The sequence below is a fragment of the Nocardioides sp. ChNu-99 genome, assembly GCF_029493445.1.
GTDB lineage: Bacteria > Actinomycetota > Actinomycetes > Propionibacteriales > Nocardioidaceae > Nocardioides.
In genome coordinates, this window is the sequence record NZ_JAHWBL010000007.1 from 55,654 (window position 1) to 79,988 (window position 24,335).

General features: G+C 74.2%; 21 protein-coding genes. 11 read left to right on the forward strand and 10 right to left on the reverse strand.

Annotated elements, in window-relative coordinates; genetic code table 11:
• Window positions 1–99: 99 nt before the first annotated feature.
• Window positions 100–768 carry a TrkA family potassium uptake protein gene (locus KK617_RS04285; RefSeq protein ID WP_277498303.1) on the reverse strand — a complete coding sequence of 223 codons (669 nt, stop codon included), beginning with the start codon at window positions 766–768 and terminating at the stop codon, window positions 100–102.
• Entirely contained in the window at window positions 768–1,430 is a 663-nt protein-coding gene (locus KK617_RS04290; protein ID WP_277498305.1) for a TrkA family potassium uptake protein, read from the reverse strand. The genes KK617_RS04285 and KK617_RS04290 overlap by 1 nt, the downstream gene beginning before the upstream one ends.
• Window positions 1,431–1,516: 86 nt before the next feature.
• On the opposite strand from KK617_RS04290, the gene KK617_RS04295 reads away from it, so the two are divergent.
• The 3 genes from KK617_RS04295 (at window position 1,517) to acnA (ending at window position 7,795) form a co-directional block, all read left to right on the forward strand.
• On the forward strand, window positions 1,517–3,580 hold the full coding sequence (locus tag KK617_RS04295; RefSeq protein ID WP_277498306.1) for an APC family permease: 2,064 nt from the start codon (window positions 1,517–1,519) through the stop codon (window positions 3,578–3,580).
• Complete coding sequence (locus KK617_RS04300) at window positions 3,577–4,812, forward strand: TRAM domain-containing protein (protein ID WP_277498307.1); 1,236 nt, start codon at window positions 3,577–3,579, stop codon at window positions 4,810–4,812. The genes KK617_RS04295 and KK617_RS04300 overlap by 4 nt, the downstream gene beginning before the upstream one ends.
• 178 nt (window positions 4,813–4,990) lie before the next feature.
• Complete coding sequence (acnA, locus tag KK617_RS04305; protein ID WP_277498309.1) at window positions 4,991–7,795, forward strand: aconitate hydratase AcnA; 2,805 nt, start codon at window positions 4,991–4,993, stop codon at window positions 7,793–7,795.
• 80 nt (window positions 7,796–7,875) lie between these two features.
• Here acnA and KK617_RS04310 read toward each other — a convergent pair whose 3' ends face one another.
• Genes KK617_RS04310 through KK617_RS04330 form a run of 5 tightly spaced genes read right to left on the reverse strand, consistent with a single transcriptional unit; the run spans window position 7,876 to window position 11,378 of the window.
• Window positions 7,876–8,919 carry a heparan-alpha-glucosaminide N-acetyltransferase domain-containing protein gene (locus KK617_RS04310; protein ID WP_277498310.1) on the reverse strand — a complete coding sequence of 348 codons (1,044 nt, stop codon included), beginning with the start codon at window positions 8,917–8,919 and terminating at the stop codon, window positions 7,876–7,878.
• Window positions 8,894–9,850, reverse strand: a complete 957-nt coding sequence (locus KK617_RS04315) for a hypothetical protein (protein ID WP_277498311.1) — start codon at window positions 9,848–9,850, stop codon at window positions 8,894–8,896. The genes KK617_RS04310 and KK617_RS04315 overlap by 26 nt, the downstream gene beginning before the upstream one ends.
• A gap of 1 nt (window position 9,851) precedes the next feature.
• Complete coding sequence (locus KK617_RS04320) at window positions 9,852–10,157, reverse strand: hypothetical protein (RefSeq protein WP_277498313.1); 306 nt, start codon at window positions 10,155–10,157, stop codon at window positions 9,852–9,854.
• Window positions 10,154–11,152: a hypothetical protein gene (locus KK617_RS04325; protein ID WP_277498314.1), complete on the reverse strand. Its 999-nt coding sequence runs from the start codon at window positions 11,150–11,152 to the stop codon at window positions 10,154–10,156. Before KK617_RS04325 ends, KK617_RS04320 begins: the two co-directional genes overlap by 4 nt.
• The gene (locus tag KK617_RS04330) at window positions 11,145–11,378 is read right to left on the reverse strand and encodes a hypothetical protein (protein ID WP_277498315.1); all 234 of its coding nucleotides are present in this window, start codon (window positions 11,376–11,378) and stop codon (window positions 11,145–11,147) included. Before KK617_RS04330 ends, KK617_RS04325 begins: the two co-directional genes overlap by 8 nt.
• A 126-nt stretch (window positions 11,379–11,504) precedes the next feature.
• Between KK617_RS04330 and KK617_RS04335 the strand changes: the two genes are divergently transcribed.
• The 6 genes from KK617_RS04335 to KK617_RS04360 all read left to right on the forward strand — a co-directional run bounded on the left by KK617_RS04335 (window position 11,505) and on the right by KK617_RS04360 (window position 18,472).
• On the forward strand, window positions 11,505–11,810 hold the full coding sequence (locus tag KK617_RS04335; RefSeq protein WP_277498318.1) for a thiamine-binding protein: 306 nt from the start codon (window positions 11,505–11,507) through the stop codon (window positions 11,808–11,810).
• Window positions 11,807–12,793, forward strand: coding sequence for an SMP-30/gluconolactonase/LRE family protein (locus tag KK617_RS04340; RefSeq protein WP_277498320.1), 987 nt, complete (start codon window positions 11,807–11,809; stop codon window positions 12,791–12,793). Before KK617_RS04335 ends, KK617_RS04340 begins: the two co-directional genes overlap by 4 nt.
• A 168-nt stretch (window positions 12,794–12,961) precedes the next feature.
• Entirely contained in the window at window positions 12,962–14,866 is a 1,905-nt protein-coding gene (gene dxs / locus KK617_RS04345; protein WP_277498321.1) for a 1-deoxy-D-xylulose-5-phosphate synthase, read from the forward strand.
• A 111-nt stretch (window positions 14,867–14,977) separates the two neighbouring features.
• Window positions 14,978–16,456, forward strand: a complete 1,479-nt coding sequence (locus tag KK617_RS04350) for an amino acid permease (RefSeq protein WP_346812780.1) — start codon at window positions 14,978–14,980, stop codon at window positions 16,454–16,456.
• 126 nt (window positions 16,457–16,582) lie between these two features.
• Entirely contained in the window at window positions 16,583–17,509 is a 927-nt protein-coding gene (locus tag KK617_RS04355; RefSeq protein ID WP_277498323.1) for a PAC2 family protein, read from the forward strand.
• Between the two features lie 78 nt (window positions 17,510–17,587).
• Window positions 17,588–18,472, forward strand: a complete 885-nt coding sequence (locus KK617_RS04360) for an acyl-CoA thioesterase II (protein WP_277498324.1) — start codon at window positions 17,588–17,590, stop codon at window positions 18,470–18,472.
• A gap of 92 nt (window positions 18,473–18,564) precedes the next feature.
• Here KK617_RS04360 and KK617_RS04365 read toward each other — a convergent pair whose 3' ends face one another.
• A complete protein-coding gene (locus tag KK617_RS04365) occupies window positions 18,565–19,452 on the reverse strand; it encodes a MaoC/PaaZ C-terminal domain-containing protein (RefSeq protein WP_277498325.1) in 888 nt (295 codons plus the stop codon).
• 4 nt (window positions 19,453–19,456) lie between these two features.
• Window positions 19,457–20,794, reverse strand: a complete 1,338-nt coding sequence (locus KK617_RS04370; protein WP_277498326.1) for a 3-oxoacyl-ACP reductase — start codon at window positions 20,792–20,794, stop codon at window positions 19,457–19,459.
• Window positions 20,795–20,995: 201 nt separating this feature from the next.
• On the opposite strand from KK617_RS04370, the gene KK617_RS04375 reads away from it, so the two are divergent.
• A complete protein-coding gene (locus KK617_RS04375; RefSeq protein ID WP_277498328.1) occupies window positions 20,996–22,285 on the forward strand; it encodes an acetyl-CoA C-acetyltransferase in 1,290 nt (429 codons plus the stop codon).
• 75 nt (window positions 22,286–22,360) lie between these two features.
• Here the strand turns inward: KK617_RS04375 and KK617_RS04380 are convergent, their stop codons facing one another.
• On the reverse strand, window positions 22,361–23,122 hold the full coding sequence (locus tag KK617_RS04380; protein WP_277498330.1) for a TetR/AcrR family transcriptional regulator: 762 nt from the start codon (window positions 23,120–23,122) through the stop codon (window positions 22,361–22,363).
• Window positions 23,123–23,276: 154 nt separating this feature from the next.
• On the opposite strand from KK617_RS04380, the gene KK617_RS04385 reads away from it, so the two are divergent.
• Window positions 23,277–24,266, forward strand: coding sequence for a DNA-3-methyladenine glycosylase 2 family protein (locus KK617_RS04385; protein WP_277498331.1), 990 nt, complete (start codon window positions 23,277–23,279; stop codon window positions 24,264–24,266).
• The last annotated feature ends 69 nt before the right edge of the window (window positions 24,267–24,335 follow it).

Consider the following 24,335-nt stretch of genomic DNA (forward strand, 5'->3'; position numbering starts at 1 on the left):
CGGGCCGTCGCCACCACCCCTGCGGGGGCGGGGCGGCGGCCCGTCGGGCGTCCGGGGGCGCTGCCGGGGGCGGTGCGGGTGCTGCCGGGAGGCTGCGCGTCAGGGGTGCGTGCTCGGTGCCAGCAGGCGCTCGAGGTCGTCCTCCAGCTCGGCGGGCACGACGAAGAGCAGCTCGTCGCCGGCCTCGAGCGGCTGCTCCGCGTCCGGCGTGTAGACCTGCCCGTCGCGCAGGATCGTCACCAGCGCGCAGTTGTCCGGGAACGGCACGAGGCCCGAGGGCTTCCCGACGTACGGCGAGTCCTCCGGCAGCGTGAGCTCGACGAGGTTCGCCTGGCCCTGGCGGAAGGTGAAGAGGCGCACCAGGTCGCCGACCGCGACCGCCTCCTCGACCAGCGCCGACATGATGCGCGGGGTCGAGACGCTGACGTCGACGCCCCAGGCCTCGTTGAACAGCCACTCGTTGTCGGGGTGGTTGACGCGGCCCACCGTGCGGGGCACGGCGAACTCGGTCTTGGCCAGCAGCGACGTCACCAGGTTGGCCTTGTCGTCGCCCGTGGCGGCGATGACCACGTCGCACTGGTCGAGGCGCGCCTCCTCCAGCGACGACAGCTCGCAGCAGTCGGCGAGCAGCCACTCCGCCTCGGGCACCCGCTCGGGGCGGATGGCGACGGCGGCCTTGTCGATGAGGAGCACCTCGTGGCCGTTGTCGATCAGCTCGGCCGCGACGGAGCGGCCGACCGCCCCGGCGCCGGCGATGGCGACGCGCATCAGCTCTCCTCCGGTCCGCGGGCGATGGTCTGGTAGGCGTGGGCGGCGTTCTCCTCGCGCATCACCAGGTGGAGCATGTCGTTGTCCTGGATGACGCTCTCGCGGTGGGGGAGCGTGCCCTCGCCGAGCCGGTCGATCCAGGCGATCCGGGTGCGGGTCTGCTCCTGGAACGCGACGGTGCGCACGCCCACCCAGCGCTCGGGGGCCGGGACCTGGTCGAGGCGGATGGTGCCCGAGGGGTCGCGGAAGTCGGGCTCGGCCCCGGCGGGCAGGATCCGGCGCAGCACCTGGTCGGCCGTCCACTTCACGGTGGCGACGGTGGTGATGCCGAGCCGCTGGTAGACCTCGGCGCGGCCGGGGTCGTAGATGCGGGCCACGACCTGCTCGATGCCGAACGACTCGCGGGCGACCCGGGCGGCGATGATGTTGGAGTTGTCGCCGCTCGACACCGCCGCGAACGCGTCGGCCCGCTCGATGCCCGCCTTGACGAGCACCTTGCGGTCGAAGCCGAGGCCCGTCACCTTCTCGCCGTTGAAGCCCGGGCCGAGTCGGCGGAAGGCCTCGGAGGCGACGTCGATCACCGAGACGGTGTGGTTGCGGTCCTCCAGGCTCCGCGCCAGCGTCGAACCGACGCGGCCGCAGCCCATGATCACGACATGCACGTGGCGAACCGTAGCCCAGTCGGGCTCGGGCGGGCTCCACCGCGAGGAAGTGGCGCCGCCACCGCGCGGGCGTACGATCGCGCCTCGTGGGTCTCGCCGACGCCTCGAAACGGGTCCTGCTCGGGCGCAAGCTCAGCAGCTCCCAGCTCGGGGAAACACTCCTGCCCAAGCGCATCGCGCTCCCCGTCTTCGCCAGCGACGCGCTCTCGTCCGTGGCCTACGCCCCCGACGAGGTCTTCATCATGCTCTCGATCGCGGGGGCGACGTCGTACGTCTTCTCCCCGTGGATCGGCGTCGCCGTCGCGCTCGTGATGGCCGCGGTCATCCTGTCGTACCGCCAGACGGTGCACGCCTACCCGAGCGGCGGCGGCGACTACGAGGTCGCGAGCGTCAACCTGGGCCCCGCGGCCGGCACCACGGTCGCGAGCGCGCTGCTCGTCGACTACGTGCTCACCGTCGCGGTGTCCATCTCCTCGGGCTCGCAGTACGCGGCCGCGGCGATCCCGTTCCTGTCCGGGCACGAGGTCTTCTTCGCCTCGGCGCTCGTCGTCCTGCTCATGGCGCTCAACCTGCGGGGCATCCGCGAGTCGGGCAGCTACTTCGCCGTGCCGACGTACCTGTTCATGGTCGCGATCCTCGGCATGGCGGTGTACGGCGGCATCCGCTGGTTCGCCGGCACGCTGCCCGAGGTCGAGAGCGCCGACCTGCAGGTGGTGCCGCGCGAGGGGTTCGAGGACCCGCTGAGCCAGTTCGCGATGGTGTTCCTGCTGGCCCGGGCGTTCTCGTCGGGCTGCGCCGCCCTGACCGGGGTGGAGGCCATCTCGAACGGGGTGCCGGCCTTCCGCCGGCCGAAGAGCCGCAACGCCGCGGCGACGCTGCTCATGCTGGGCGCGATCGCCATCACGATGATGATGTCGGTCATCCTGCTGGCCCGGGAGATGGGGCTGCGCTACGTCGACCCGCACGAGGTGGACCGCCTGCGCACCGTGGCGGGCGACCCGCTGCCGGAGGGCTACGACCAGCACACGGTGATCGCCCAGATCGCCGGCGCGCTCTTCTCCGACTTCCCGCCGGGCTTCTACTTCATCGTCACGATGACGGGCATCATCCTCGTGCTGGCGGCCAACACCGCCTTCAACGGCTTCCCGGTGCTGGGCTCGATCCTGGCGAAGGACGGGTACGCCCCGCGCGCGCTCGGCTCGCGCGGCGACCGGCTGGCCTACAGCAACGGCATCGTGTTCCTGGCGGTCATGGCGATCGTGCTGATCGTCGCGTTCGACGCCCAGACCACGAAGCTCATCCAGCTCTACATCGTCGGCGTCTTCGTCTCGTTCAACCTCAGCCAGCTCGGCATGATCCGGCACTGGACGCGGCACCTGGCGAGCGAGAAGGACCCGGCGAGGCGCCGGTCGATGCAGCGCTCGCGCGCCATCAACACGGTCGGCCTCTGCTTCACCGCGGTCGTGCTCGTCGTCGTGCTGGTGACGAAGTTCCTCGAGGGCGCCTGGATCACGATCCTGGCGATGGCGGCGGCGTTCTTCCTCATGCGGGGCATCCGGCGCCACTACGAGCGCGTCGCGCTCGAGCTCGCCGCCGAGGAGGGCGACAAGGTCCTCCCGACGCGCGTGCACGCCATCGTCCTCGTCTCCAAGGTCCACAAGCCGACGCTGCGGGCGCTGGCCTACGCCAAGGCGTCGCGGCCCAACGTGCTCGAGGCCGTCTGCGTCTCCACCGACTCCGCCGACACCGACCGCCTGCTCGAGGCCTGGGACGCCCGGCGCATCGACGTGCCGCTCAAGGTGCTGCACTCGCCGTACCGCGAGCTGATCCGGCCGATCGTCGACTACGCCGTGGAGATCCGCCGCGCCAACCCGCGCGGCGTGGTCGCCGTCTACATCCCGGAGTACGTCGTGGGTCACTGGTGGGAGCAGCTGCTGCACAACCAGAGCGCGCTGCGCCTCAAGGGCCGGCTGCTCTTCACCCCCGGCATCATGGTCACCTCGGTGCCCTACCAGCTGCGCTCGTCCGCCGCCGCCCTCGAGCGCGAGGACCGGCAGATGACCCGCGTGCGCCCGGGCGACCTGCGCCGCGGCCGGGTCACCGACGCGCCGCCGGACCGCGTGACACCCCCGTCGGAGCGCGGCCGGTGAGCGAGCCGGCTCCCGGCCGTCGGCGGTCCGACCGGGGGCGCGGTCCGCGCGACGGCGGGGTCCGTCGTACCCGTGCCCCGCGCGGGGCCTCCCGGGTCGGCGAGCGGTTCACCGCCGAGGTCGGCCCGGTCGCCCACGGCGGCCACTGCGTCGCCCGCGTGCAGCTGCCGGGCCAGGAACGGCCCCGCGTCGTCTTCGTGCGCCACGCCCTGCCCGGCGAGCGCGTCGTGCTCGAGGTGACAGAGGGCAGCGACGGCGACCGGTTCTGGCGCGCCGACGCGGTCGTGGTCGAGGAGGCCTCGCCCCACCGCGTGGACGCGCCGTGCCCGTTCGCCGGCCCCGGTCTGTGCGGCGGCTGCGACTTCCAGCACGTCGACCTCGCCCACCAGCGCCGCCTCAAGGCCGACGTCGTGGCCGAGCAGCTGCGCCGCCTCGCGGGCCTCGACCTCGACGTCGAGGTCGAGGCCGTGCCCGGCGACCTCCCCGAGCAGCTGGCGGGCCTGCGGTGGCGCACGCGGGTGCGGTACGTCGCGCTGCCCGACGGCGGGCGCGGCATGCGCCGCCACCGGGCCCACGACGTGGTCGAGGTCGACGACTGCCGCATCGCCCACCCCGACGCCCGCGAGCCCCGGCCCGGTGTGGTGCACGAGGAGGTCGCCGCGGGCGGCACGGGACACCGCTTCGCCGTCGAGGCCGCCGGGTTCTGGCAGGTGCACCCGGGTGCGCCGGCGACGCTCGTCGAGGCCGTGCTCGGGATGCTCGCGCCGGGGGCGGGGGAGCGGGCCCTCGACCTGTACGGCGGGGTGGGGCTGTTCGCGCGGTTCCTCGCCGACCGCGTGGGCCCGGACGGCTCCGTCGTCAGCGTCGAGGGGGACGCCGCGGCCTCCGCCCACGCCGCCACCAACCTCGCGGACGCCCCCGGGGCGCCGCAGGTGCGCCGCGGCGACGTGGCGCAGGTGCTGCGCGACGGCCTCGGTGACCCGGTCGACGTCGTCGTGCTCGACCCGCCCCGCGAGGGCGCGGGACGCGAGGTCGTCGACGAGGTGGTGCGCCGCTCGCCGCGCGCGGTGGCGTACGTCGCGTGCGACCCCGCGGCCCTGGCGCGCGACGTCGCGTCCTTCGCCGAGCGGGGCTACCGCCTGGAGCGGCTGCGCGGGTTCGACCTCTTCCCGATGACCCACCACGTCGAGTGCGTCGCGCTGCTCGTGCCGGACGGTCGCGACGCGGCCTGACCGCTCCTCCGGTTTTCACTCGACGCCGTGTATCTTGACGTCGAGACAAATGCCGGCCAGCCGCTCCGACCGCGGCCAGGCCGTCCGGCCCGAGGTAAGGCGAGCCTTCCTAGGAAGGTGACCGGGCCCGGCGGCAAGATGGGCCGGGAGCGCGAGACCAGCGACGAGGAGTGTGACTGTGGCAAGTCAGGACAGCTTCGGTGCGAAGAGCACCCTGGACGTGGACGGCAGGTCCTACGAGATCTTCCGTCTCGACGCGGTGACCGGTGAGGGGCTCGACGTCGCGTCGCTGCCGTTCTCGCTCAAGGTCCTGCTGGAGAACCTCCTCCGCACGGAGGACGGCGCGAACATCACCGCCGACGACATCAAGGCGCTGGCCGGCTGGGACGAGACGGCCGAGCCCGACAAGGAGATCCAGTTCACGCCGGCGCGCGTGATCATGCAGGACTTCACCGGCGTCCCCTGCGTCGTCGACCTCGCCACCATGCGCGAGGCGATGGCGGACCTGGGCGGCGACCCGGCCAAGATCAACCCGCTGGCGCCGGCCGAGATGGTCATCGACCACTCGGTCATCGCCGACGTCTTCGGCTCCCCGGAGGCCTTCGGCCGCAACGTCGAGATCGAGTACGAGCGCAACCGCGAGCGCTACCAGTTCCTGCGCTGGGGCCAGGGCGCCTTCGACGACTTCAAGGTCGTCCCCCCGGGCACCGGCATCGTGCACCAGGTCAACATCGAGCACCTGGCCCGCACCGTCTTCACCCGCGAGGTCGACGGCGAGCTGCAGGCCTACCCCGACACCTGCGTCGGCACCGACTCGCACACGACGATGGTCAACGGCATCGGCGTCGTCGGCTGGGGCGTCGGCGGCATCGAGGCCGAGGCCGCCATGCTCGGCCAGCCGGTCTCCATGCTCATCCCGCGCGTCGTGGGCTTCAAGCTGTCGGGCGACCTGCCCGAGGGCTCGACGGCGACCGACCTGGTGCTGACGATCACCGAGATGCTGCGCAAGCACGGCGTCGTCGGCAAGTTCGTCGAGTTCTACGGCCCCGGCGTCTCCGCGCTGCCGCTGGCCAACCGCGCCACGATCGGCAACATGAGCCCCGAGTTCGGCTCGACCATCGCGGTCTTCCCCATCGACGAGGAGACCACGAAGTACCTCGAGCTCACGGGCCGCTCGCCCGAGCAGCTCGCGCTCGTCGAGGCCTACGCCAAGGCCCAGGGCCTGTGGCACGACCCGGCCGCCGAGCCGCGCTTCTCCGAGAAGCTCGAGCTCGACCTCGCGACCGTCGTTCCGTCCATCGCCGGCCCGAAGCGTCCCCAGGACCGCATCCAGGTCACCGACGCCAAGCAGTCCTTCCGCGCCTCGCTGAAGGACTACGTGGCGGGCGAGGAGGAGGACGGGTACGACGAGTCCGTCGCCGAGACCTTCCCGGCCTCCGACCCGGCCACCAGCAACGGCCACGGCAAGGCGGCCCCGCCGAGCGACCACCTCTCCGCGGCGTCCACCGACGGCGGCCGGCCGAGCAACCCGGTCGAGGTCACCCTCGAGGACGGCACCCGGTTCACGCTCGACCACGGCGCGGTCACCATCGCGGCCATCACGTCGTGCACCAACACGTCCAACCCCTCGGTCATGATCGGCGCGGCCCTGCTCGCGAAGAAGGCCGTCGAGAAGGGCCTGCAGCGCAAGCCGTGGGTCAAGACGACGCTGGCGCCGGGCTCGAAGGTCGTCTCGGACTACTACGAGAAGTCCGGCCTCACGCCGTACCTGGACAAGCTGGGCTTCAACCTCGTCGGCTACGGCTGCACGACCTGCATCGGCAACTCGGGCCCGCTCATCCCCGAGGTCTCCGCGGCTGTCAACGAGAAGGACCTCTCGGTCGTCTCGGTGCTGTCGGGCAACCGCAACTTCGAGGGGCGCATCAACCCCGACGTGAAGATGAACTACCTCGCGTCGCCGCCCCTGGTCGTGGCCTACGCCCTCGCCGGCTCGATGGACGTCGACCTGTTCACCGACCCGCTGGGCCAGGACGCCGACGGCAACGACGTGTTCCTCAAGGACGTCTGGCCCTCCCCGACCGAGGTGGAGGAGACGATCGCCCAGGCGATCAACTCCGACATGTTCGGCGAGAGCTACCAGGACGTCTTCGCGGGCGACGAGCAGTGGCGCTCGCTCCCGACGCCCGAGGGCAAGACGTTCGCGTGGGACCCCGAGTCGACCTACGTCCGGAAGCCCCCGTACTTCGACGGCATGCCCGACGAGCCGACCGCCGTCACCGACATCGACGGTGCGCGCGTGCTGCTCAAGCTCGGCGACTCCGTGACCACCGACCACATCAGCCCGGCCGGTGCGATCAAGAAGGACTCGCCGGCGGGCCGCTACCTCGCCGAGCACGGTGTCGAGAACCGGGACTTCAACTCCTACGGCTCGCGTCGCGGCAACCACGAGGTCATGATCCGCGGCACGTTCGCCAACATCCGGCTGCGCAACCAGCTGGCCCCCGGCACCGAGGGTGGCGTGACGCGCGACTTCACCGCCGGTGGCGAGGTCACGTCGGTGTTCGAGGCCTCCGAGCACTACCAGGCGGCGGGCATCCCGCTCGTCGTGCTGGCGGGCAAGGAGTACGGCTCGGGCTCCTCGCGCGACTGGGCCGCGAAGGGCACGTCGCTGCTGGGCGTCAAGGCCGTCATCGCCGAGAGCTACGAGCGCATCCACCGCTCGAACCTCATCGGCATGGGCGTCGTCCCGCTGCAGTTCCCGGCGGGCGAGAACGCCGAGAGCCTCGGCCTGACCGGCGAGGAGACGTTCTCCATCACCGGCATCACCGAGCTCAACGAGGGCCGCACGCCCAAGACGGTGAAGGTGAAGGCCGGTGACGTCGAGTTCGACGCCGTCGTCCGCATCGACACCCCGGGCGAGGCGAACTACTACCGCAACGGCGGCATCATGCAGTACGTGCTGCGGAGCCTGCTGAAGGGCTGAGCGCCCCCACGCGCGCCGCACCGCCACGACGGCCCGTCACCCCGCGAGGGGTGGCGGGCCGTCGTGCTGCCCGGCCGGCCTCAGCCGCGGTGCGGGCGGAGCGGCGGCACGTGGTCGAGGCCCTGCGCGAGCGCGCGCAGCGGCCCCTCGAGCGGCCCGCGGTCCCACGGCCGCACGCGCACGACGCGCGGCCACGCCCACCCGAGGGCGACGGTGCCGAGCGCGAGACCGCCGAGCAGCAGCCACGAGTCGTCCGTCGTGCCGGGCGGGGCGTCGCGCACCCACGCCGCGGCGACGAGGACCTGCACGACGTACGCCGTGAGGGCCACGGTCCCGGCCCCGGCCAGCAGGGCGAGGACGGGGCGCACCGTGCGGCCCACGAGGTCCTCGAGGGTGCGGGCCCCCTGCACGACGAGCGCGCACAGCGCGAGCTCGAGGGCGAGGACCGGGTGCGTCCCCGAGTACGGCGTGAGCGCGACCTCCCCGGCCGCCTCCGCGCCGAGCAGGACGGCGGCGACGACCGCGGCGACCCCGAGGGTCGCCAGGGTGACGGCGCGGCCGCCGTGGCGGGCGAGGAGCACGCCGACCGCCGCCAGCGGCACGAGCTCGACGAGCCGGTAGAACGGCCCGGCCGCCGCCACCTCGAGGGCCCGCGGGTAGAGGCCGTCGGCCGGCTCGCCGGCGAACACCCGCTCGATGCGCCACTCCCCGAGGTGCGTGGTCGTGGACGCGACGACGTCCGGGGCGGCCCACAGCAACGCGACCGCTCCCACCGCGAGCACCAGGTCCGGCAGGCGCACCAGCAGCACGGCCAGCAGCGTCAGCACCCCGAGCCAGACCAGCACGACGGCGATCTGGGCGCCTGCGTCCTCCAGCAGCAGGCCGAGACCGACGAGGGCCGCGCCGCGCACGAGCACCGACGACCACTCCCCGCCCCGGCCGCGGCCCAGCTGGGCGCCCCAGCCGATGAGGAGGGCGAACAGCGGCGCCGTCAGGTGGTCGGCGAGCAGCAGCACCTGGCCGGGGCCGAGCGTGGGCGCGAAGTGCGCCACGAACATCGACAGGATCGCGACGCCGCGCGCGGCGTCGACGGCCAGGTCACGGGACGGGGTGGGGACCGGCATGGCCCGCAGTCTGGCGCACCAGGCCGGCCACGACGTCGGGATCCGCGACCTCCGGCAGCGTCAGCAGCTGCCGCAGGGTCTCGGGGCCGACGCGCGAGAGCACCGGCAGCACGTGCTCCCAGTCGCCGCGGGCCACCACGGCGGCCACCACCTGCCGCTGGGCCTCGCGCTCGAGGCGGGTGAGCAGCTCGAAGAGGCGGGTGCGGGTGTCCAGTCCCAGGACACCGAGCAGGAGGACGGCGTCGGCGGCCCGCCCGGCGTCGGCGGCGTCCGCCAGCACCCGCAGCAGCGTCGCGTCGGGCAGGCCCGCGACGACCGCGTCGAGCGCCCTGGCGTCCTCGGCGTGCAGGGCGACCTCCAGCACCGCGAGGCCCGGGGCGTCCCGGATGACCTCGACGCTCGCGCGCGGGGCCATGACCCCGACGAAGCCGCCGAGCGCGAGGTGCTCGGCGCTCGCCAGCATCCGCCGGCCCACGGCGACGAGCAGCGGCTCGGGCAGGCCGGCGACGAGCGGCCCGCTGCGGGCCGGGTCGAGGTACGTCGTCAGCTCGGCCAGGAAGTCGGGGGAGATGCGCGACGCGAGCCGCACCGCGTCGGGCTGCGGCATGACCTCGGCGGTCCGGGCCGCGACGAGCGGGCCCAGCGCGGCCTCCGCCACGCGGGCGCAGACGGCGACGGGGACGAACCGCGTCAGGCCGGCCAGCCGGGCGAAGCGGTGCTCGTGGCGGCGGTGACGGGCGTCCACCACCCGGCGACGCAGGCGGGCCACCTCCGTCGGACCGAGCTCGGCGAGGAAGTCGAGCGTCGGGTCGTCCGCGCCCAGCGCCAGCTCGTGGCGCAGGCGCGCCAGCTCCACTGCGACGTGACCCGTCCCGGTGGCGGGGCCGGTGGCCGCGCCGGTGACGGTGGCGGTGGCGTCGGGGCTGCTCACGTCACGCACCCTCCGCCTGCACTCCCGGCTCGGCTGCGCCATCGCGGCGCCCATCACCGGGCTCGTCGGCGGGGAAGAGCGCCGCGGCCACGCGACGGCGCAGGGGAGCGGGCACGAAGCGCACGGCGTCGCGCATGCTCCGGCGTACCTCGAGGTCCTCGGCGTGCTGCGCCATCGCGATCGCGGTGTCGAGCGCCTCGAGGTCGGCCGGGTCGCAGCGCTCGAGGGCCGCGAGCTCCGCGAGGGGTACGTCGAGACGCTCCGCGACGCGGACGAGCGGGGGCGGGACGGGGGCGCCCTGGGTCACGGAGCCACCGCGTCGAGGCGGGCCGCGGTGGCGGTGTCGCCGACCGCCCGGGCTGCGGCGGACACCCCGGCGAGCGCGGCGGGCCCGGCGGGGGGCTCGAGGAGGGTGCCCAGGGCGGCGTCGTCGACGTGCGCGAGGCCGGGCAGCACCTCCGACCAGGCCCCGAGCTCGGCGGCCACCGTGAGGAACCCGGCCCGGTGCTCGGCGGGCAGGGACGCGAGGCAGGTGAGGACGCGCCCGCGGCCCGGGGCGTCGAGGGCGGTGAGGAGGGTGAGGGCGTCGGTCTCGGTCCCGTGGTCGTGGCACGCGGCGAGCACGGCGCGCAGGGCGTCGACCGGCAGCTCCCGCACCAGGCCGGGCAGCACGGAACGGTCGTCGACGAGCAGCGCGACCTGGAGCAGCGCGGCGGGGTCGGCGTGCTCCACCACCGCGAGCGCGGCCTCGGGCGGCACGGCCGAGACGAGCCGGCCGAGCACGAGGTGCTCGCCCTCCTCGAGCAGGCGGCGGCCGACGGCGGTCACCAGGGCCGGGTCGAGCCCGGGCACGACGCGCTCGACGCCGGCGGTGTCGAGGGAGAGCGTGAGCTCGGCGAGGAAGTCCAGGGGCAGGCGCCCGGCGAGCCGCACGGCGTCGTCGGGGTCGAGCGCGCTCGCGACCCGGGCGCCGACGACGGGGCCGGCCTGCTGGGCCGCCCGCGCCGCGAGCCCCGGCGGGAGCACGCCGGCGAGGCCCGCGACCCGGCGCAGCCGGGCCTCGTGGCGGGCGGCGAGGCTGGTGGCGACGTCGGTGCGCAGCGCCCGCAGGGCGTCCGCCGGCTCGTCCGCGAGGAAGGCGAGCTCGTCGGGGGCGAGGTCGAGCTCGTGGGCCAGCTTCGCCACCTCCGCCCGGGTCGCGAGGCGGGCCGCGACGTCACCGAGCGCCGGGGGAGCCGCCGGGCCGCCGGGGGCTGCTGCTCCCGGGTCGCCGGGGGTCTCGGGGACCTCGGGCTCAGGCATCGTCGTCCCCCAGCAGGAGCGCGCGGGCGCGGCCCCGCAGCGGCAGGGGCACCATCCGCAGCGCCGCGGCCAGCCCGTCCTCGACGGCCCGGTCCTCGGCCAGCACCGCCAGCCCCACGGCGTCCGCCAGCACGGCCACGTCCGCCTCGGCGTGGCCCTCCAGCAGGGCCAGGCGCTCGACCGGCAGGCCGAGCCGGGCGGCGAGCTCCTCCACGGATCGCGACATGGCGGCCACCCTACTGTCGGGTAGGACGCGCCGGGAGGCATGCTGGGCCGAGGCCGTCGCCGGTGCGTCCACCGGCGGCCCGGGCGCCGCGCGGTTCCCCGGTGGTCGCGAGGAGAGGAGTGCCCCGTGCTGGTTGCGTTCTCGGTCGCCCCGACGACGGGTGGCGACGACGGCTCGGTGAGCGCGGCGGTGGCCGCCGCGGTGCGCGTCGTGCGGGAGTCGGGCCTCCCGAACCGCACCGACGCCATGTTCACCACCCTGGAGGGGGAGTGGGACGAGGTGATGGCCGTCGTCAAGCAGGCCGTCGACGTCGTCACCGCGGTCTCCCCGCGTACGAGCCTCGTGCTGAAGGCCGACATCCGACCGGGCTGGACCGGCGAGCTGACCGGCAAGGTCGAGCGCGTCGAGGCCGCCCTGCAGGAGCAGGCGTGAGCACCGGGGGAGCCGCTGCGTCCGACGGGGCCGACGGGGCCGTGGCGCGCACCCTCGACCTCGTCCACGTCCCCGGGTTCGGCACGGAGGACGTGCTGGTCGGCCTGCACGGCGTCGACGAGGGCGCGGTGTTCACGGGCACGGAGGACGGCGCGCTCCTGCGCATCTCCCACGACGGCCGCCGCGTCACCCGGGTCGGCCACACCGCCGGCCGGCCCCTGGGCCTGGAGCACCTGCCCGACGGCCGGCTGCTCGTCTGCGACGCCCGGCGCGGCCTGCTCGCCGTCGACCTGGCCGGCGACCGCGTCGAGACCCTCGTGCGCGAGGTCGACGGCACGCCGATGCGGTTCTGCAACAACGCCGCCGTCGCGCCCGACGGCACGGTCTTCTTCTCCGACTCCTCCCTGCTGCACGGGATCGACGAGTGGAAGCACGAGATGGTGCGCGTCACCCGCACCGGCCGCCTGCTGCGCCGTGCGCCGGACGGCACGGTGGAGGTGCTCCTCGACGACCTGGGCTTCGCGAACGGCGTCGCCCTGGCGCCCGACGGCTCCTGGGTGGCGGTGGCCGAGACGGCGCTGCGCACCGTCGTACGGCTGTGGCTGACCGGTCCCCGTGCCGGCGAGCGCGACCTGCTGGCCGACGACCTGCCCGGCTACCCCGACAACATCGCCACCGGGAGCGACGGCCTGGTGTGGATCGCCGTCGCCAGCCCCGAGGACCCGCTCGTCACCCGCATCCAGCACGCCCCCGGCTGGGTACGGCGCGCCGTGACCGCCGTGCCGGACCGCCTCCAGCCCGCCCCCCGCCGTACCGTGCGGGCGATCGCGCTCGACGCCGACGGCGGGGTCGTGCACGACCTCGAGGTGCGGGACCCGGCGACCCGGGCGCAGTTCCACATGGTGACGGGCGTGCGGGAGCACGAGGGCCGGGTCTGGCTCGGCAGCCTGCACGAGGGCTCGGTGGCCCGCGTCGACCTGTGAGGGGCGGGCCGAGGTGCCGGCCGCGGTGCCGGCCGAGGGGCCGGCCGAGGGGCCGGCCCGAGGATCCGGGAGCACGCGCACCCGGCCGATACACTCGACAGACGCCCACGGCACGGTCACGGGCGTGCACGGGCCACGAGCGACGACACGACGGAAGGGACGCGGCTGATGGGCTACCTGGAGTCGGTGACGGCGCCGGAGGACCTGCGTGACCTCACGGCCCCGCAGCTCGAGGAGCTGGCCACGGAGATCCGCGACCTGCTCGTCGCGACCTGCGCCACGACCGGTGGCCACCTCGGCCCGAACCTCGGCGTCGTCGAGCTGACGCTCGCGATCCACCGCACCTTCGACTCGCCGCACGACCGCGTGGTCTTCGACACCGGCCACCAGACCTACGTGCACAAGCTGTTGACCGGTCGCGCCCCCCGCTTCGCGTCGCTGCGGCAGGAGGGCGGCCTGTCGGGCTACCCGAGCCAGGACGAGTCCGCCCACGACATCGTCGAGAACTCCCACGCCTCGACCGCCCTCAGCTACGCCGACGGGCTCGCGAAGGCCTACGCCCTGCAGGGCGAGGACCGCCACGTCGTCGCCGTCATCGGTGACGGCGCCCTCACGGGCGGCATGGCCTGGGAGGCGCTCAACAACATCGCGATCTCCCCGCGCAGCCGCCTCGTCATCGTCGTGAACGACAACGGCCGCAGCTACACCCCGACGATCGGCGGCCTCGCGACCGCGCTGACGACGCTGCGCACGAGCCCGCGCTACGAGAACGTGCTCGACCTCGTGAAGCGGCGCCTCAACGCGGTGCCGGGCGTCGGCCCGGCGGCGTACGACGCGCTCCACGCCATCAAGAAGGGCGTCAAGGACGCCATCGCCCCGCAGGGTCTCTTCGAGGACCTCGGGCTGAAGTACGTCGGGCCCGTCGACGGCCACGACCTCGACGCGCTCGAGCACGCGCTCGCCCAGGCCAAGGGATTCGGCGGCCCCGTCATCGTCCACGCCCTGACCCGCAAGGGCCACGGGTACGACGCGGCGGAGCGCCACGAGGCCGACCAGTTCCACGCGCCCGGCCCCTTCGACGTCGGCACCGGCGTCGAGAAGCCGAAGGCCCGCGGGTGGACCGACGTGTTCTCCGAGGAGATCGTCACCCTCGGCGAGCAGCGTCCCGACCTCGTGGCCCTGACCGCGGCCATGCTGCACCCCGTCGGCCTGCAGGCCTTCGCCGAGCGCTTCCCCGACCGCGTCTTCGACGTGGGCATCGCCGAGCAGCACGCGGCGACGTCGGCGGCCGGTCTCGCGCTCGCCGGCATGCACCCGGTCTTCGCCGTCTACGCCACGTTCCTCAACCGCGCCTTCGACCAGGTGCTGATGGACGTCGCCCTGCACCGCTGCGGCGTCACGTTCGTGCTCGACCGCTCGGGCGTGACGGGCGACGACGGCGCCAGCCACAACGGCATGTGGGACATGTCGCTGCTCCAGCTCGTGCCCGGCCTGCGCCTGGCCGCGCCGCGCGACGGGGCCCGTCTCGCCGAGCTGCTCGCCGAGGCCGTCACCGTCGAGGACGCGCCGACCGTCGTGCGCTACCCGAAGGGCCCGCCGCCGGCCGACATCCCGGCGCTCGAGCAGGTCGGCGGCGTCGACGTGCTCCACCGCAGCGGGGACGAGGACGTCCTCGTCGTCGCCGTGGGCGCGATGGCCACGACCGCGCTCGAGGTCGCCGAGCGCCTGGGCGCCCACGGCGTCGGCGTCACCGTCGTCGACCCGCGGTGGGTCGTGCCCGTCAACCCCGCCCTCGTCGAGCTGTCCCGGCGCCACCGCCTCGTCGTCAGCGTCGAGGACGGCGGCCGCGTCGGCGGCTGCGGCGTCGCGCTGCTCACCGCGCTCAACGAGGCCCGCGTGAGCACGCCGGTGCGGATCCACGCGCTGCCGCAGGAGTTCCTGCACCACGCCAAGCGCGCCGCGATCCTCGAGCAGGTCGGTCTCGACCCGCAGACGCTCGCGCGGCAGTGCCTCGAGGAGATCACCGCGCTCGCCGACCGCGGCCCGCTGCTCGACGTCGACCACTCCGGCTGACCCGGCGAGGCTGACCCGGGGGCCGACCCGGGGAGGCCGACGCGGTGGCCGAGCCGGGAGCCCGCTCGCCCCGGCGGGGCGCCACGTCGTACGGTCCTCCGCGTGAACGTCATGCGCACCAAGTCCGTCGAGCGCTCGATCGCCGACACCGAGGAGCCCGAGCACCGGCTCAAGAAGAACCTGACCGCCATCGACCTGACGGTCTTCGGCGTCGGCGTCATCATCGGCGCGGGCATCTTCGTGCTGACCGGCACGGTGGCGGCCTCGAACGCGGGGCCGGCCATCGCCCTGTCCTTCGCGGTCGCGGGCCTCGCCTGCGCGCTCGCCGCGCTCTGCTACGCCGAGTTCGCCTCGACGGTCCCGGTCGCCGGCAGCGCCTACACGTTCAGCTACGCCACGGCCGGCGAGCTCGTGGCGTGGATCATCGGGTGGGACCTGGTGCTCGAGTTCACCGTCGGCTCGGCCGCGCTGGCCACGAGCTTCTCGGGCTACCTGTCGAGCCTGCTCGACGGCACGGCGCTCGCGCTGCCCACCCAGCTGTCCAGCTCCACCGACGGCGTGATCGACCTCCCCGCCGTCGTCATCTCGCTGCTCGTCATGGCCGTGCTCATCGGCGGCATCAAGCTGTCGAGCCGCATCAACCAGGTCGTCGTGGCCATCAAGCTGGCCGTGGTCGCCATCGTCATCGTGATGGGCGTCGGCTACATCAGCGCCGACAACTACTCGCCGTTCGTCCCGCCGTCGCAGCCCACCCCGGACTCCGAGGGCGGCTTCCTCCACACGCCGCTCGTCTCCTCGATCTTCGGCCTCGACCCGGCCGTGTACGGCGTCGCGGGCGTCATCGCCGGCGCCTCCATCGTGTTCTTCGCCTTCATCGGCTTCGACGTCGTCGCGACGACCGCCGAGGAGACCATCGACCCGCAGCGCAACGTGCCGATCGGCATCCTGTCCTCCCTCGCGATCGTCACCGGGCTCTACATCGCCGTCAGCCTCGTCATCACGGGCATGCAGAGCTACGAGGACATCGACCCCGACAGCGCGGCGCCGCTCTCCGACGCCTTCGCGGCGGTGGGCCGCGACTGGATCGGCGACCTCATCGCCGTCGGGGCCTGCATCGGCCTCACCGTCGTCGTGATGATCCTGATGATGGGCCAGACGCGCGTCGCGTTCGCGATGTCGCGCGACGGCCTCTTCCCGAAGGGCCTCGCCAAGGTCCACCCGCGGTTCGGCACGCCGTACCGGATCACCCTCATCACCGGCATCGCCGTCGCCCTCATGAGCGGTTTCGTGCCGTTCACGACCCTCGGCGAGCTCGTCAACATCGGCACGCTCTTCGCGTTCATCCTCGTCAGCATCGGCGTCGTCGTGCTGCGCCGCACCCGCCCCGACCTGCCGCGCGCGTTCCGCACCCCGGCCGTCGGGTTCGTGGCCACCGCGTCGGTGCTGCTGTGCGGCTACCTCATGCTGAACCTCACCGGCGAGACGTGGCTGCGCTTCGGGATCTGGATGGTCATCGGCGTCGTCGTCTACTTCGCGTACGGCGTGCGCCGCTCCAACCTGGCGCGCGAGGAGGCCGCGGCGCGCGGCTGACGCACCCGGCCGACGGTCCGGGGGAGTGGGGCGCAGGTCTCACCCCCGGGCCCGCCCGCGGGGGAACAACGGGCGCCACCACTACGGTTGTGCCACCGACCCTGCCCGAGCGAGAGGAGCCGCCCGATGGACCACGACCGCGCCGACCGGCTGGTGCACATCGTCGACGACGTCGAGCCGCTCGAGGCCCCGGTGCTCGTGCTGGCCCTGGAGGGCTTCCTCGACGCGGGACGGGCGTCGGTGCTCGCGGCCGAGCACCTGCTCGCCGACCGCGGCCCGGTCGTCGCCACGTTCGACGTCGACGAGCTCTACGACTACCGGGCGCGCCGTCCCCCGGTGTCGTTCGTCCGTGACCGCTACGAGGACTACGCGGCCCCGCGCCTCGTGGTGCGCCGCCAGCGCGACGCGGAGGGCACGCCGTACCTGCTGCTGGTGGGCCCCGAGCCCGACGTGCGCTGGGAGGCCTTCGCCCGCGCCGTGCGCGTGCTGGTGGAGCGCCTGGGCGTCTCCCGCGTCGTCGCCCTGGCCGCCGTGCCGATGGCCGTGCCGCACACCCGGCCCGTCGCGCTGACCGTGCACGCCAACGAGGCCGACCTGGTGACGGGTCCGTCGCCCTGGCAGGGCGAGCTGCGGGTGCCGTCCAGCGCCCAGGCCATGCTGGAGATCCGCCTCGGCGAGTGGGGGCACCCGATGCAGGGCGCCGTCGTCCACGTGCCGCACTACCTCGCGCAGATGGGCTACCCGCGTGCCGCCATCAGCCTGCTCGAGCACGTCGCGCAGGCCGCGTCGCTGTCGTTCGACCTGACGACGCTGCGCGCGGACGCCGAGCGCACGGACGCCGAGATCGCCGACTACCTGACCGAGCACGGCGAGGTGCTCGAGGTGGTGCAGGGCCTCGAGCGCCAGTACGACACGTTCCACCGCGCCGAGGAGCAGGGCTCGAACCTGCTCGCGCCCGAGGAGCCGCTGCCCTCCGGCGAGGAGATCGGCCGGCAGTTCGAGCAGTTCCTCGCCGGTCTCGAGGGCCCCGACGTGCCCGACGACCGCACCTGACCGCTCGCCCCGAACGTCCCGCACCCGACCGACACACCCTGCCGTGACCGTCCGCGGCGGGGCGCAGAAAGGCCCGCCATGCCGCAGACCGCCGACGAGCTCCTCGACCTGCTCGACATCGAGACGATCGACGTCAACCTCTTCCGCGGCCGCCAGCCCGACACGTCGCGCCAGCGGGTCTTCGGCGGCCAGGTCGCGGCGCAGGCCTTCCTCGCCGGCGCCCGGACGGTCGCCCCGGAGCGCCTCGCGCACTCGCTGCACGCCTACTTCCTGCGCCCCGGCGACCCCGCCGTCCCGATCGTGTACGACGTGCAGCGCCTCCGCGACGGGCGTGCGTTCTCGACCCGCCGCGTCGTGGCCCGCCAGCACGGGCGCGACATCTTCTACGTGACCATCAACTTCCAGGACGAGGAGCCCGGCTTCGACCACCAGGCGGGCGCGCCGACGGTCGTGCCGCCGGAGGAGTCCCTGCGGCTCGTCGACATCATCCGCAGCCGCAGCGAGGGCGGCGTGGACGTCGAGGCCTGGGAGCGGGAGTGGTCGGCGCTCGACGTGCGCTACGTCGGCGTGAGCGGCCTGGGGCTGCCCGTCGACCCGGCCCGTCCCGCCCAGGCGCGCATCTGGGTGCGGGTCGACGGCGAGATCCCTGACGACCAGGCGCTGCAGCGGGCCGTCTTCATCTACGCGAGCGACCTGACGCTGCTCGGCGCGACGCTGGTGCCCCACGGGCTGACGCTCAACTCGCCGGGGATCCAGCCGGCGTCGCTCGACCACACGGTGTGGTTCCACCGCCCGTTCCGCGCCGACCGCTGGTGGCTCTACGACCAGGAGTCGCCCTCGGCCTCGGGTGCCCGCGGGCTGTCGCTCGCGGGCATCTACACCGAGGACGGCACGCGCGCCGCGACGGTGGCGCAGGAGGGCCTCATCCGGCCCGTGGCCGGCCCGAACGTCGGCGGTCCCTGACCCTTCCCCGGGACCCTGCGGCACCCCGGGACGACACGTGGCGGGGGCCCCGGTCGTCCCGGGAGCCCCCGCCACGTGCGGTGGGTGGAGCGTCAGCGCGCGGTGCTGCGCCCCAGCAGGTGCACCGAGCCGCGGCGCGGGTCGGACAGCGAGAACGCGAACCCGTCCTCGGTCGGGCGCGAGCCGAACGCGACCGTCCCCGGCAGGAAGATCGGCTTGCGGAACGACACCTCGACGGTGACGGCGTCGGGCAGCCGGTTCTCCAGCTGCGCGACGCAGCGCGCCTTGCTCCACATGCCGTGCGCGATCTGGCGCGGGAAGCCCAGCGCCTTCGCGGTCAGCGGGTAGAGGTGGATGGGGTTGTGGTCGCCGGAGACCGCGGCGTAGCGCCGGCCGAGGTCGGCGGGCAGCTTCCACTGCGTCCCCGTGGGACCGACCTCCTCGAAGAGGGTCCCGAAGGGCGCGTCGGCGTCACCGCGTCCGCGCCGCAGGTAGACCGACGTGCTCTCCCAGACCAGCTCCTCGCCGACGTACGCCGTCGTGGTGAAGTCGAGCACCCGGCCCTTCGGGTGCGGCCGGGCCGGGGCGACCGCGGTGCGCACGGCCAGCGTCTCGCCGATCGCGACGGGCCGGTGCTGCGTGATCGCGTTCTCGAGGTGGACCGTGCCGATGGCCGGGTAGGGGAACGCCGGGTCGCTCATGATCGCCATGTGCAGCGGGAAGGCGAGCATGTGCGGGTACGTCAGCGGCACGACGTCCTTCGTCGGGAACCCGCAGACCCCGGCGTACGCCGCCACCTCGTCCCTCTCGACCACCACGGCCGGGCGGGTGAACGCCAGGCCGGTGAAGTCCGCGGCGGGACGCTTGCGCACCCCGGGCAGCTGGTTCACGCCGGGTACGGCGGGCAGCGCGGCCCGGGCGAGCACGGCGAGCCCGCCGGTGCTGCCCGAGAGCGTGCGGGCCTCGTCCTGGGCGGCCACCGCGTCAGGCCCCCAGCATCATCTGGCCGCACACGCGGACCACGTTGCCGTTGACGGCGGTGGACCCGGGGGAGGCGTACCAGGCGATGGTCTCGGCGACGTCCACCGGGAGGCCGCCCTGCGCCATGGCGTTGAGGCGCTGGCCCACCTCGCGGGTCGCGAACGGCACGGCGGCCGTCATCTGGGTGACGATGAACCCCGGGGCCACCGCGTTGACGGTGATGCCGTCGGACAGCGTCGGCGCCAGCGCGTCGACGAGACCGATGACGCCCGCCTTGGAGGCCGCGTAGTTGGTCTGCCCGACGTTGCCCGCGATGCCGGCGATCGAGGCGACGCCGATGATGCGGCCGTTCGGCCGGATGGCGTCCTGCTCGAGGAGCTCGGCGGTGATGAGCTCGGGCGCGGAGACGTTGACCGCGATGACGGAGTCCCAGCGGTCCTCGCCCATGTTGGCCAGCTTCTTGTCGCGGGTGATGCCGGCGTTGTGGACGACGATGTCGACGCCGCCGTGCTTCTCCTTGACGTGGTGCGCGATGCGCTGCGGCGCGTCGGGCGCGGTGATGTCGAGGGCGATGTGGTCGCCGTCGAGCTCCTTGACCAGCGCGACGAGGTCGGAGGCGGCCTGCGGCACGTCGACACCCACCACGGTGGCGCCGTCGCGGTGCAGCACCCGCGCGATCTGCTCGCCGATGCCGCGGCTGGCGCCGGTGACCAGGGCGACCTTGCCGGTCAGCGGCTTGGTCGGGTCGGCCACCGGCTCGGCCGTGGTCGAGCCGGTGGTGCCGACGCGCACGACCTGGCCCGACACGTAGGCCGACTTGGGGGAGAGGAAGAAGGCGAGCGTGGAGTCGACCGCGCCCTCGGCGCCGGGGGCGACGTACACGAGCTGCACGGTGCTGCCGCGCCCGATCTCCTTGCCCAGCGAGCGCGTGAAGCCCTCGAGGGCGCGCTGGGCGATGCGCTCGCCTGTGGAGCCGGTGGCCTCGGGCGGCGTGCCGAGCACGACGACGTGCGTGCACGGCGCGAGGCTGCGCAGCACCGGGGTGAAGAAGTCGCGCAGGGCGCCGAGCTCCGCGGCCGAGGTCAGGCCGGTGGCGTCCAGGACGAGGCCCTTGTACGTCGCGCCGTCCTCCCGCGTCGTCGTGGCGGTGATGCCGAGGCCGTCGAGCACCTCGGGCAGCTGCTCCACGAGGCGGCCGGTGCCGCCCACGAGGACGGTGCCGTCGACGAGGGGCGCGCCCTCGACGTAGCGGTCCAGGGCCACCGGGCTGGGCAGGCCGAGGTTCTTGACGAGGAACTTGCCGACGGGGCTCGCGACGAACCCCTGGTAGCGGTCGGTCATGGTCAGACGTCCTCCAGTGCGCGGATGGTTCGGCGACAAGACGGTGCATGATGGGCGAGCAGTAGACTACTCACCAGTAGTAACGTGTGGTGCAACTCGGTGTCCACATTCCGTGACCTGGCGCTCACCGGGTACCGCCCAGGCCGCGGTCGCCGCCAGGATAGGCACACCCGTCGTCCCCAGGATCAGGAGCAGATCGACATGCAGGCCCAGACTCGCCGCGTCGCCGTCGTCGGCGGCAACCGCATCCCCTTCGCCCGCTCGAACAGCGTCTACTCGGACGCCTCCAACCAGGACATGCTGACCGCGGCGATCGACGGTCTCGTCGACCGCTTCGGCCTCGCCGGGGAGCAGGTGGGCGAGGTCGTCGCCGGTGCCGTCCTCAAGCACTCCCGCGACTTCAACCTGACCCGCGAGGCGGTGCTGGGCTCCAAGCTCGCGCCGACGACGCCGGCCACCGACATCCAGCAGGCGTGCGGAACGGGCCTGCAGGCGATCATCTACGTCGCCAACAAGATCGCCCTCGGCCAGATCGACGCGGGCATCGCCGGCGGCTCGGACACGACCTCCGACGCCCCGATCGCCCTGGGTGAGAACCTCCGCAAGATCCTCCTCGACGCCAACCGCGCCAAGGACCTCAAGGGCCGGCTCGCGGCCCTGGCCCGCATCCGCCCGGCGGACGTCGTGCCGACCATCCCCCAGAACGGCGAGCCGCGCACCGGCCTGTCCATGGGTGAGCACCAGGCGCTGACCGCCGTCGAGTGGCAGATCACCCGCGAGGCCCAGGACGAGCTCGCCGCCGCGTCGCACCAGCACCTCGCCGCGTCGTACGACGAGGGGTGGCAGGCCGACCTCGTCACGCCGTTCCGCGGCGTGGAGCGCGACAACAACCTGCGCGCCGACTCCACGGCCGAGAAGCTGGCCAAGCTCAAGCCGGTCTTCGGCAAGGGCGAGGCCGCCACGATGACGGCCGGCAACTCGACCCCGCTGACCGACGGCGCCTCCGTGGTGCTGCTCGCGTCCGAGGAGTGGGCGAAGGAGAAGGGCCTGCCGGTGCTGGCCTACCTCACGGCGTACGAGACGGCCGCCGTCGACTACGTGCACGGCGGCGAGGGCCTCCTCATGGCGCCCGCCTACGCCATGCCGCGCATGCTCGAGCGCGAGGGCCTCGGTCTGCAGGACTTCGACTTCTACGAGATCCACGAGGCGTTCGCCTCGCAGGTGCTCTCGACGCTCGCCGCGTGGGAGGACCCGGTGTTCTGCAAGGAGCGCCTCGGCCTCGACGCGCCGCTGGGCTCGATCGACCGGGACAAGCTCAACGTCAAGGGCTCCTCGCTCGGCGCCGGCCACCCGTTCGCCGCGACCGGCGGGCGCATCATCGCGAACGCCGCGAAGCTGCTCGCCGACAAGGGCGAGGGCCGGGCCGTCATCTCGATCTGCGCCGCGGGCGGCCAGGGCGTGACCGCCATCCTCGAGCGCCCCGCGGACTGACGCGGCGGCACCACCCGCACGCGACGACGGCGGCGATCCCCGGGTGGGGGTCGCCGCCGTCGGTCGTCGTGGCGGTCAGCCCGTGGTCGTGGCCAGCGCGAGGGCCGAGGTGACCATGTAGACCCGCACCTGCTCGGGCGAGATGCTCGAGACGGTCGGGATGCCCGGCGCGGCCTCCTTCACGAGGATGCCGACGCGGGCGAGCTGCAGCGCCCCGAGCCCGCTCGCGTAGAGGGTGTTCGAGAGCAGGATGGGGTCGGCCACGGAGAACTCCCCGGAGCGCACGCCGTCCTCGAGCACGCCGGTGAGGACGGCGAGGCACCCGGAGATGCCCCGGCCCAGCCGGAGCATCGCGCTCTCGCTGATCTCGTCCAGCAGCTCGGTGCCCGTCCGCCGCATGAGGGTCTGGGCGCAGTCGACGAACGCGGGGTAGCCCAGGCCGTACTCGATGAACGCGGTCACGACCGCCTCGAGGCGCTCGGGGGCGCGCTGCGACGTCGCGGCGCCGGCGGCCAGCGCGTCGCGCAGCTCCTCGAGGTAGCCCACGAGCGTGAGGGCGAAGAGCTCCTCCTTGCCCGTGAAGTGGCGGTAGACGATGGCGCGGTTGATGCCGACCGCCTGGGCGACGTCCTCGATCTGCGCGTCGCGGACGCCCCGTTCGTCGAAGAGCCGTCGGGTGGCCTCCAGGATGTCCTGCTCGCGACGACGCCGCCGCGTCGCCGCCGCCGACCGTCGCCGGTCCCCGCCGGGTGCCTTCTCCTGGGTCGCCCCGCCCGACTCGTCGGGCCCGCCCGGCCCGTCGGCCCCGTCGGCAGGGGGCGCCGCCGCCTCGCTCATGCGCGGCATCGTAGTGCAACGCGCAGTTGCACGGGCGTGGCACGCGTGTCCGCTCGCGGAGGGGCCCGCCCGTCGGTGCGGCGGACTAGCGTCGCCCACGGACGTCCGGGAGGAGGAGGGTGCGGTGAGCCGGTGGTGAGCCCGTGGTGAGCCCATGGTGAGCGGCGAGGTGCACCGCACCTGGCGGCCCGGGTGGCCCTGCCCGGCGACCGCCGTCCTGCGCCAGCAGCGCCACGGGGCGGGGGACCCGTCGTACGCGGTCACCCTCGACGGCGCGCACTGGCGCGCCCAGCGCACGCCCGAGGGCCCCGCGACCCTGCGCGTGCTGGCCCGGCCCCACGACGGCGAGGTCGACCTCACGTGCTGGGGCCCGGGCGCGGACTGGCTCGCCGAGGCGGCCCCCGGGCTCCTCGGGGCGGCGGACGACGTGACGGGCTTCCGGCCCCACCACCCGGTCGTGCGGGACGTCTGGCGTCGCCACGGTGCCTGGCGGCTCGGGCGCAGCGGGGTGCTGCTCGACGCCCTCGTGCCCGCGGTCATCGAGCAGAAGGTGACCGGCCAGGAGGCCTTCGCCTCCTACGCCGCGCTGCTGCGCCGGTACGGCGAGCCCGCCCCGGGGCCGGAACCGGGGGACCGGCCGGCGGGCGGACGGGCGCGGACCGGTGCGGGTGTCCGGCCGGGCCGCCCGCTCCTCGTGCCACCCGCCCCCGGGACGCTCGCGCTGGTGCCGTCGTGGGAGTGGCTCGCCCTCGGCATCGACCCGGGCCGCTCGCGCACCCTGGTGCGGGTGGCCCGGGTCGCCGACTCCCTCGAGCGGGCCGTCGGCCTCGAGCCCGCCGAGGTCACCCGGCGCCTGCGCACCGTGCCCGGGGTGGGCGTCTGGACCGCCGCGGAGACCACGCGCCGCGCGCTCGGCGACGCCGACGCGGTGAGCTTCGGCGACTACCACGTCGCCAAGGACGTGGGCTGGGCGCTGGTCGGCGAGCCCGTCGACGACGCCGGGATGGCCGAGCTGCTCGAGCCCTACCGGCCCCACCGCGCCCGGGTCCCGGAGCTGCTGGCCGTGGCCGGGCTGCGGCGCCCCCGGCACGGGGCGCGGATGTCCCCGCGCACCCACCTGCCGGTGCGCCGGCGCGGCCGGTGAGCGCCCCCGCGGCGCCGGACGGACGCTCGGCAGGCCCCTTGGCAGGTCCCGTACCCGCGAGTACCTTCC

Coding starts and splice junctions, on each gene's coding strand:
- KK617_RS04380 (WP_277498330.1), bottom strand. CDS start 23,122: ATGAGCGAGGCGGCGGCGCCCCCTGCCGACGGGGCCGACGGGCCGGGC.
- dxs (WP_277498321.1), top strand. CDS start 12,962: ATGGGCTACCTGGAGTCGGTGACGGCGCCGGAGGACCTGCGTGACCTC.
- KK617_RS04355 (WP_277498323.1), top strand. CDS start 16,583: ATGGACCACGACCGCGCCGACCGGCTGGTGCACATCGTCGACGACGTC.
- KK617_RS04370 (WP_277498326.1), bottom strand. CDS start 20,794: ATGACCGACCGCTACCAGGGGTTCGTCGCGAGCCCCGTCGGCAAGTTC.
- KK617_RS04375 (WP_277498328.1), top strand. CDS start 20,996: ATGCAGGCCCAGACTCGCCGCGTCGCCGTCGTCGGCGGCAACCGCATC.
- KK617_RS04285 (WP_277498303.1), bottom strand. CDS start 768: ATGCGCGTCGCCATCGCCGGCGCCGGGGCGGTCGGCCGCTCCGTCGCG.
- KK617_RS04350 (WP_346812780.1), top strand. CDS start 14,978: ATGCGCACCAAGTCCGTCGAGCGCTCGATCGCCGACACCGAGGAGCCC.
- KK617_RS04325 (WP_277498314.1), bottom strand. CDS start 11,152: ATGCCTGAGCCCGAGGTCCCCGAGACCCCCGGCGACCCGGGAGCAGCA.
- KK617_RS04360 (WP_277498324.1), top strand. CDS start 17,588: ATGCCGCAGACCGCCGACGAGCTCCTCGACCTGCTCGACATCGAGACG.
- KK617_RS04330 (WP_277498315.1), bottom strand. CDS start 11,378: ATGTCGCGATCCGTGGAGGAGCTCGCCGCCCGGCTCGGCCTGCCGGTC.
- KK617_RS04385 (WP_277498331.1), top strand. CDS start 23,277: ATGGTGAGCGGCGAGGTGCACCGCACCTGGCGGCCCGGGTGGCCCTGC.
- KK617_RS04310 (WP_277498310.1), bottom strand. CDS start 8,919: ATGCCGGTCCCCACCCCGTCCCGTGACCTGGCCGTCGACGCCGCGCGC.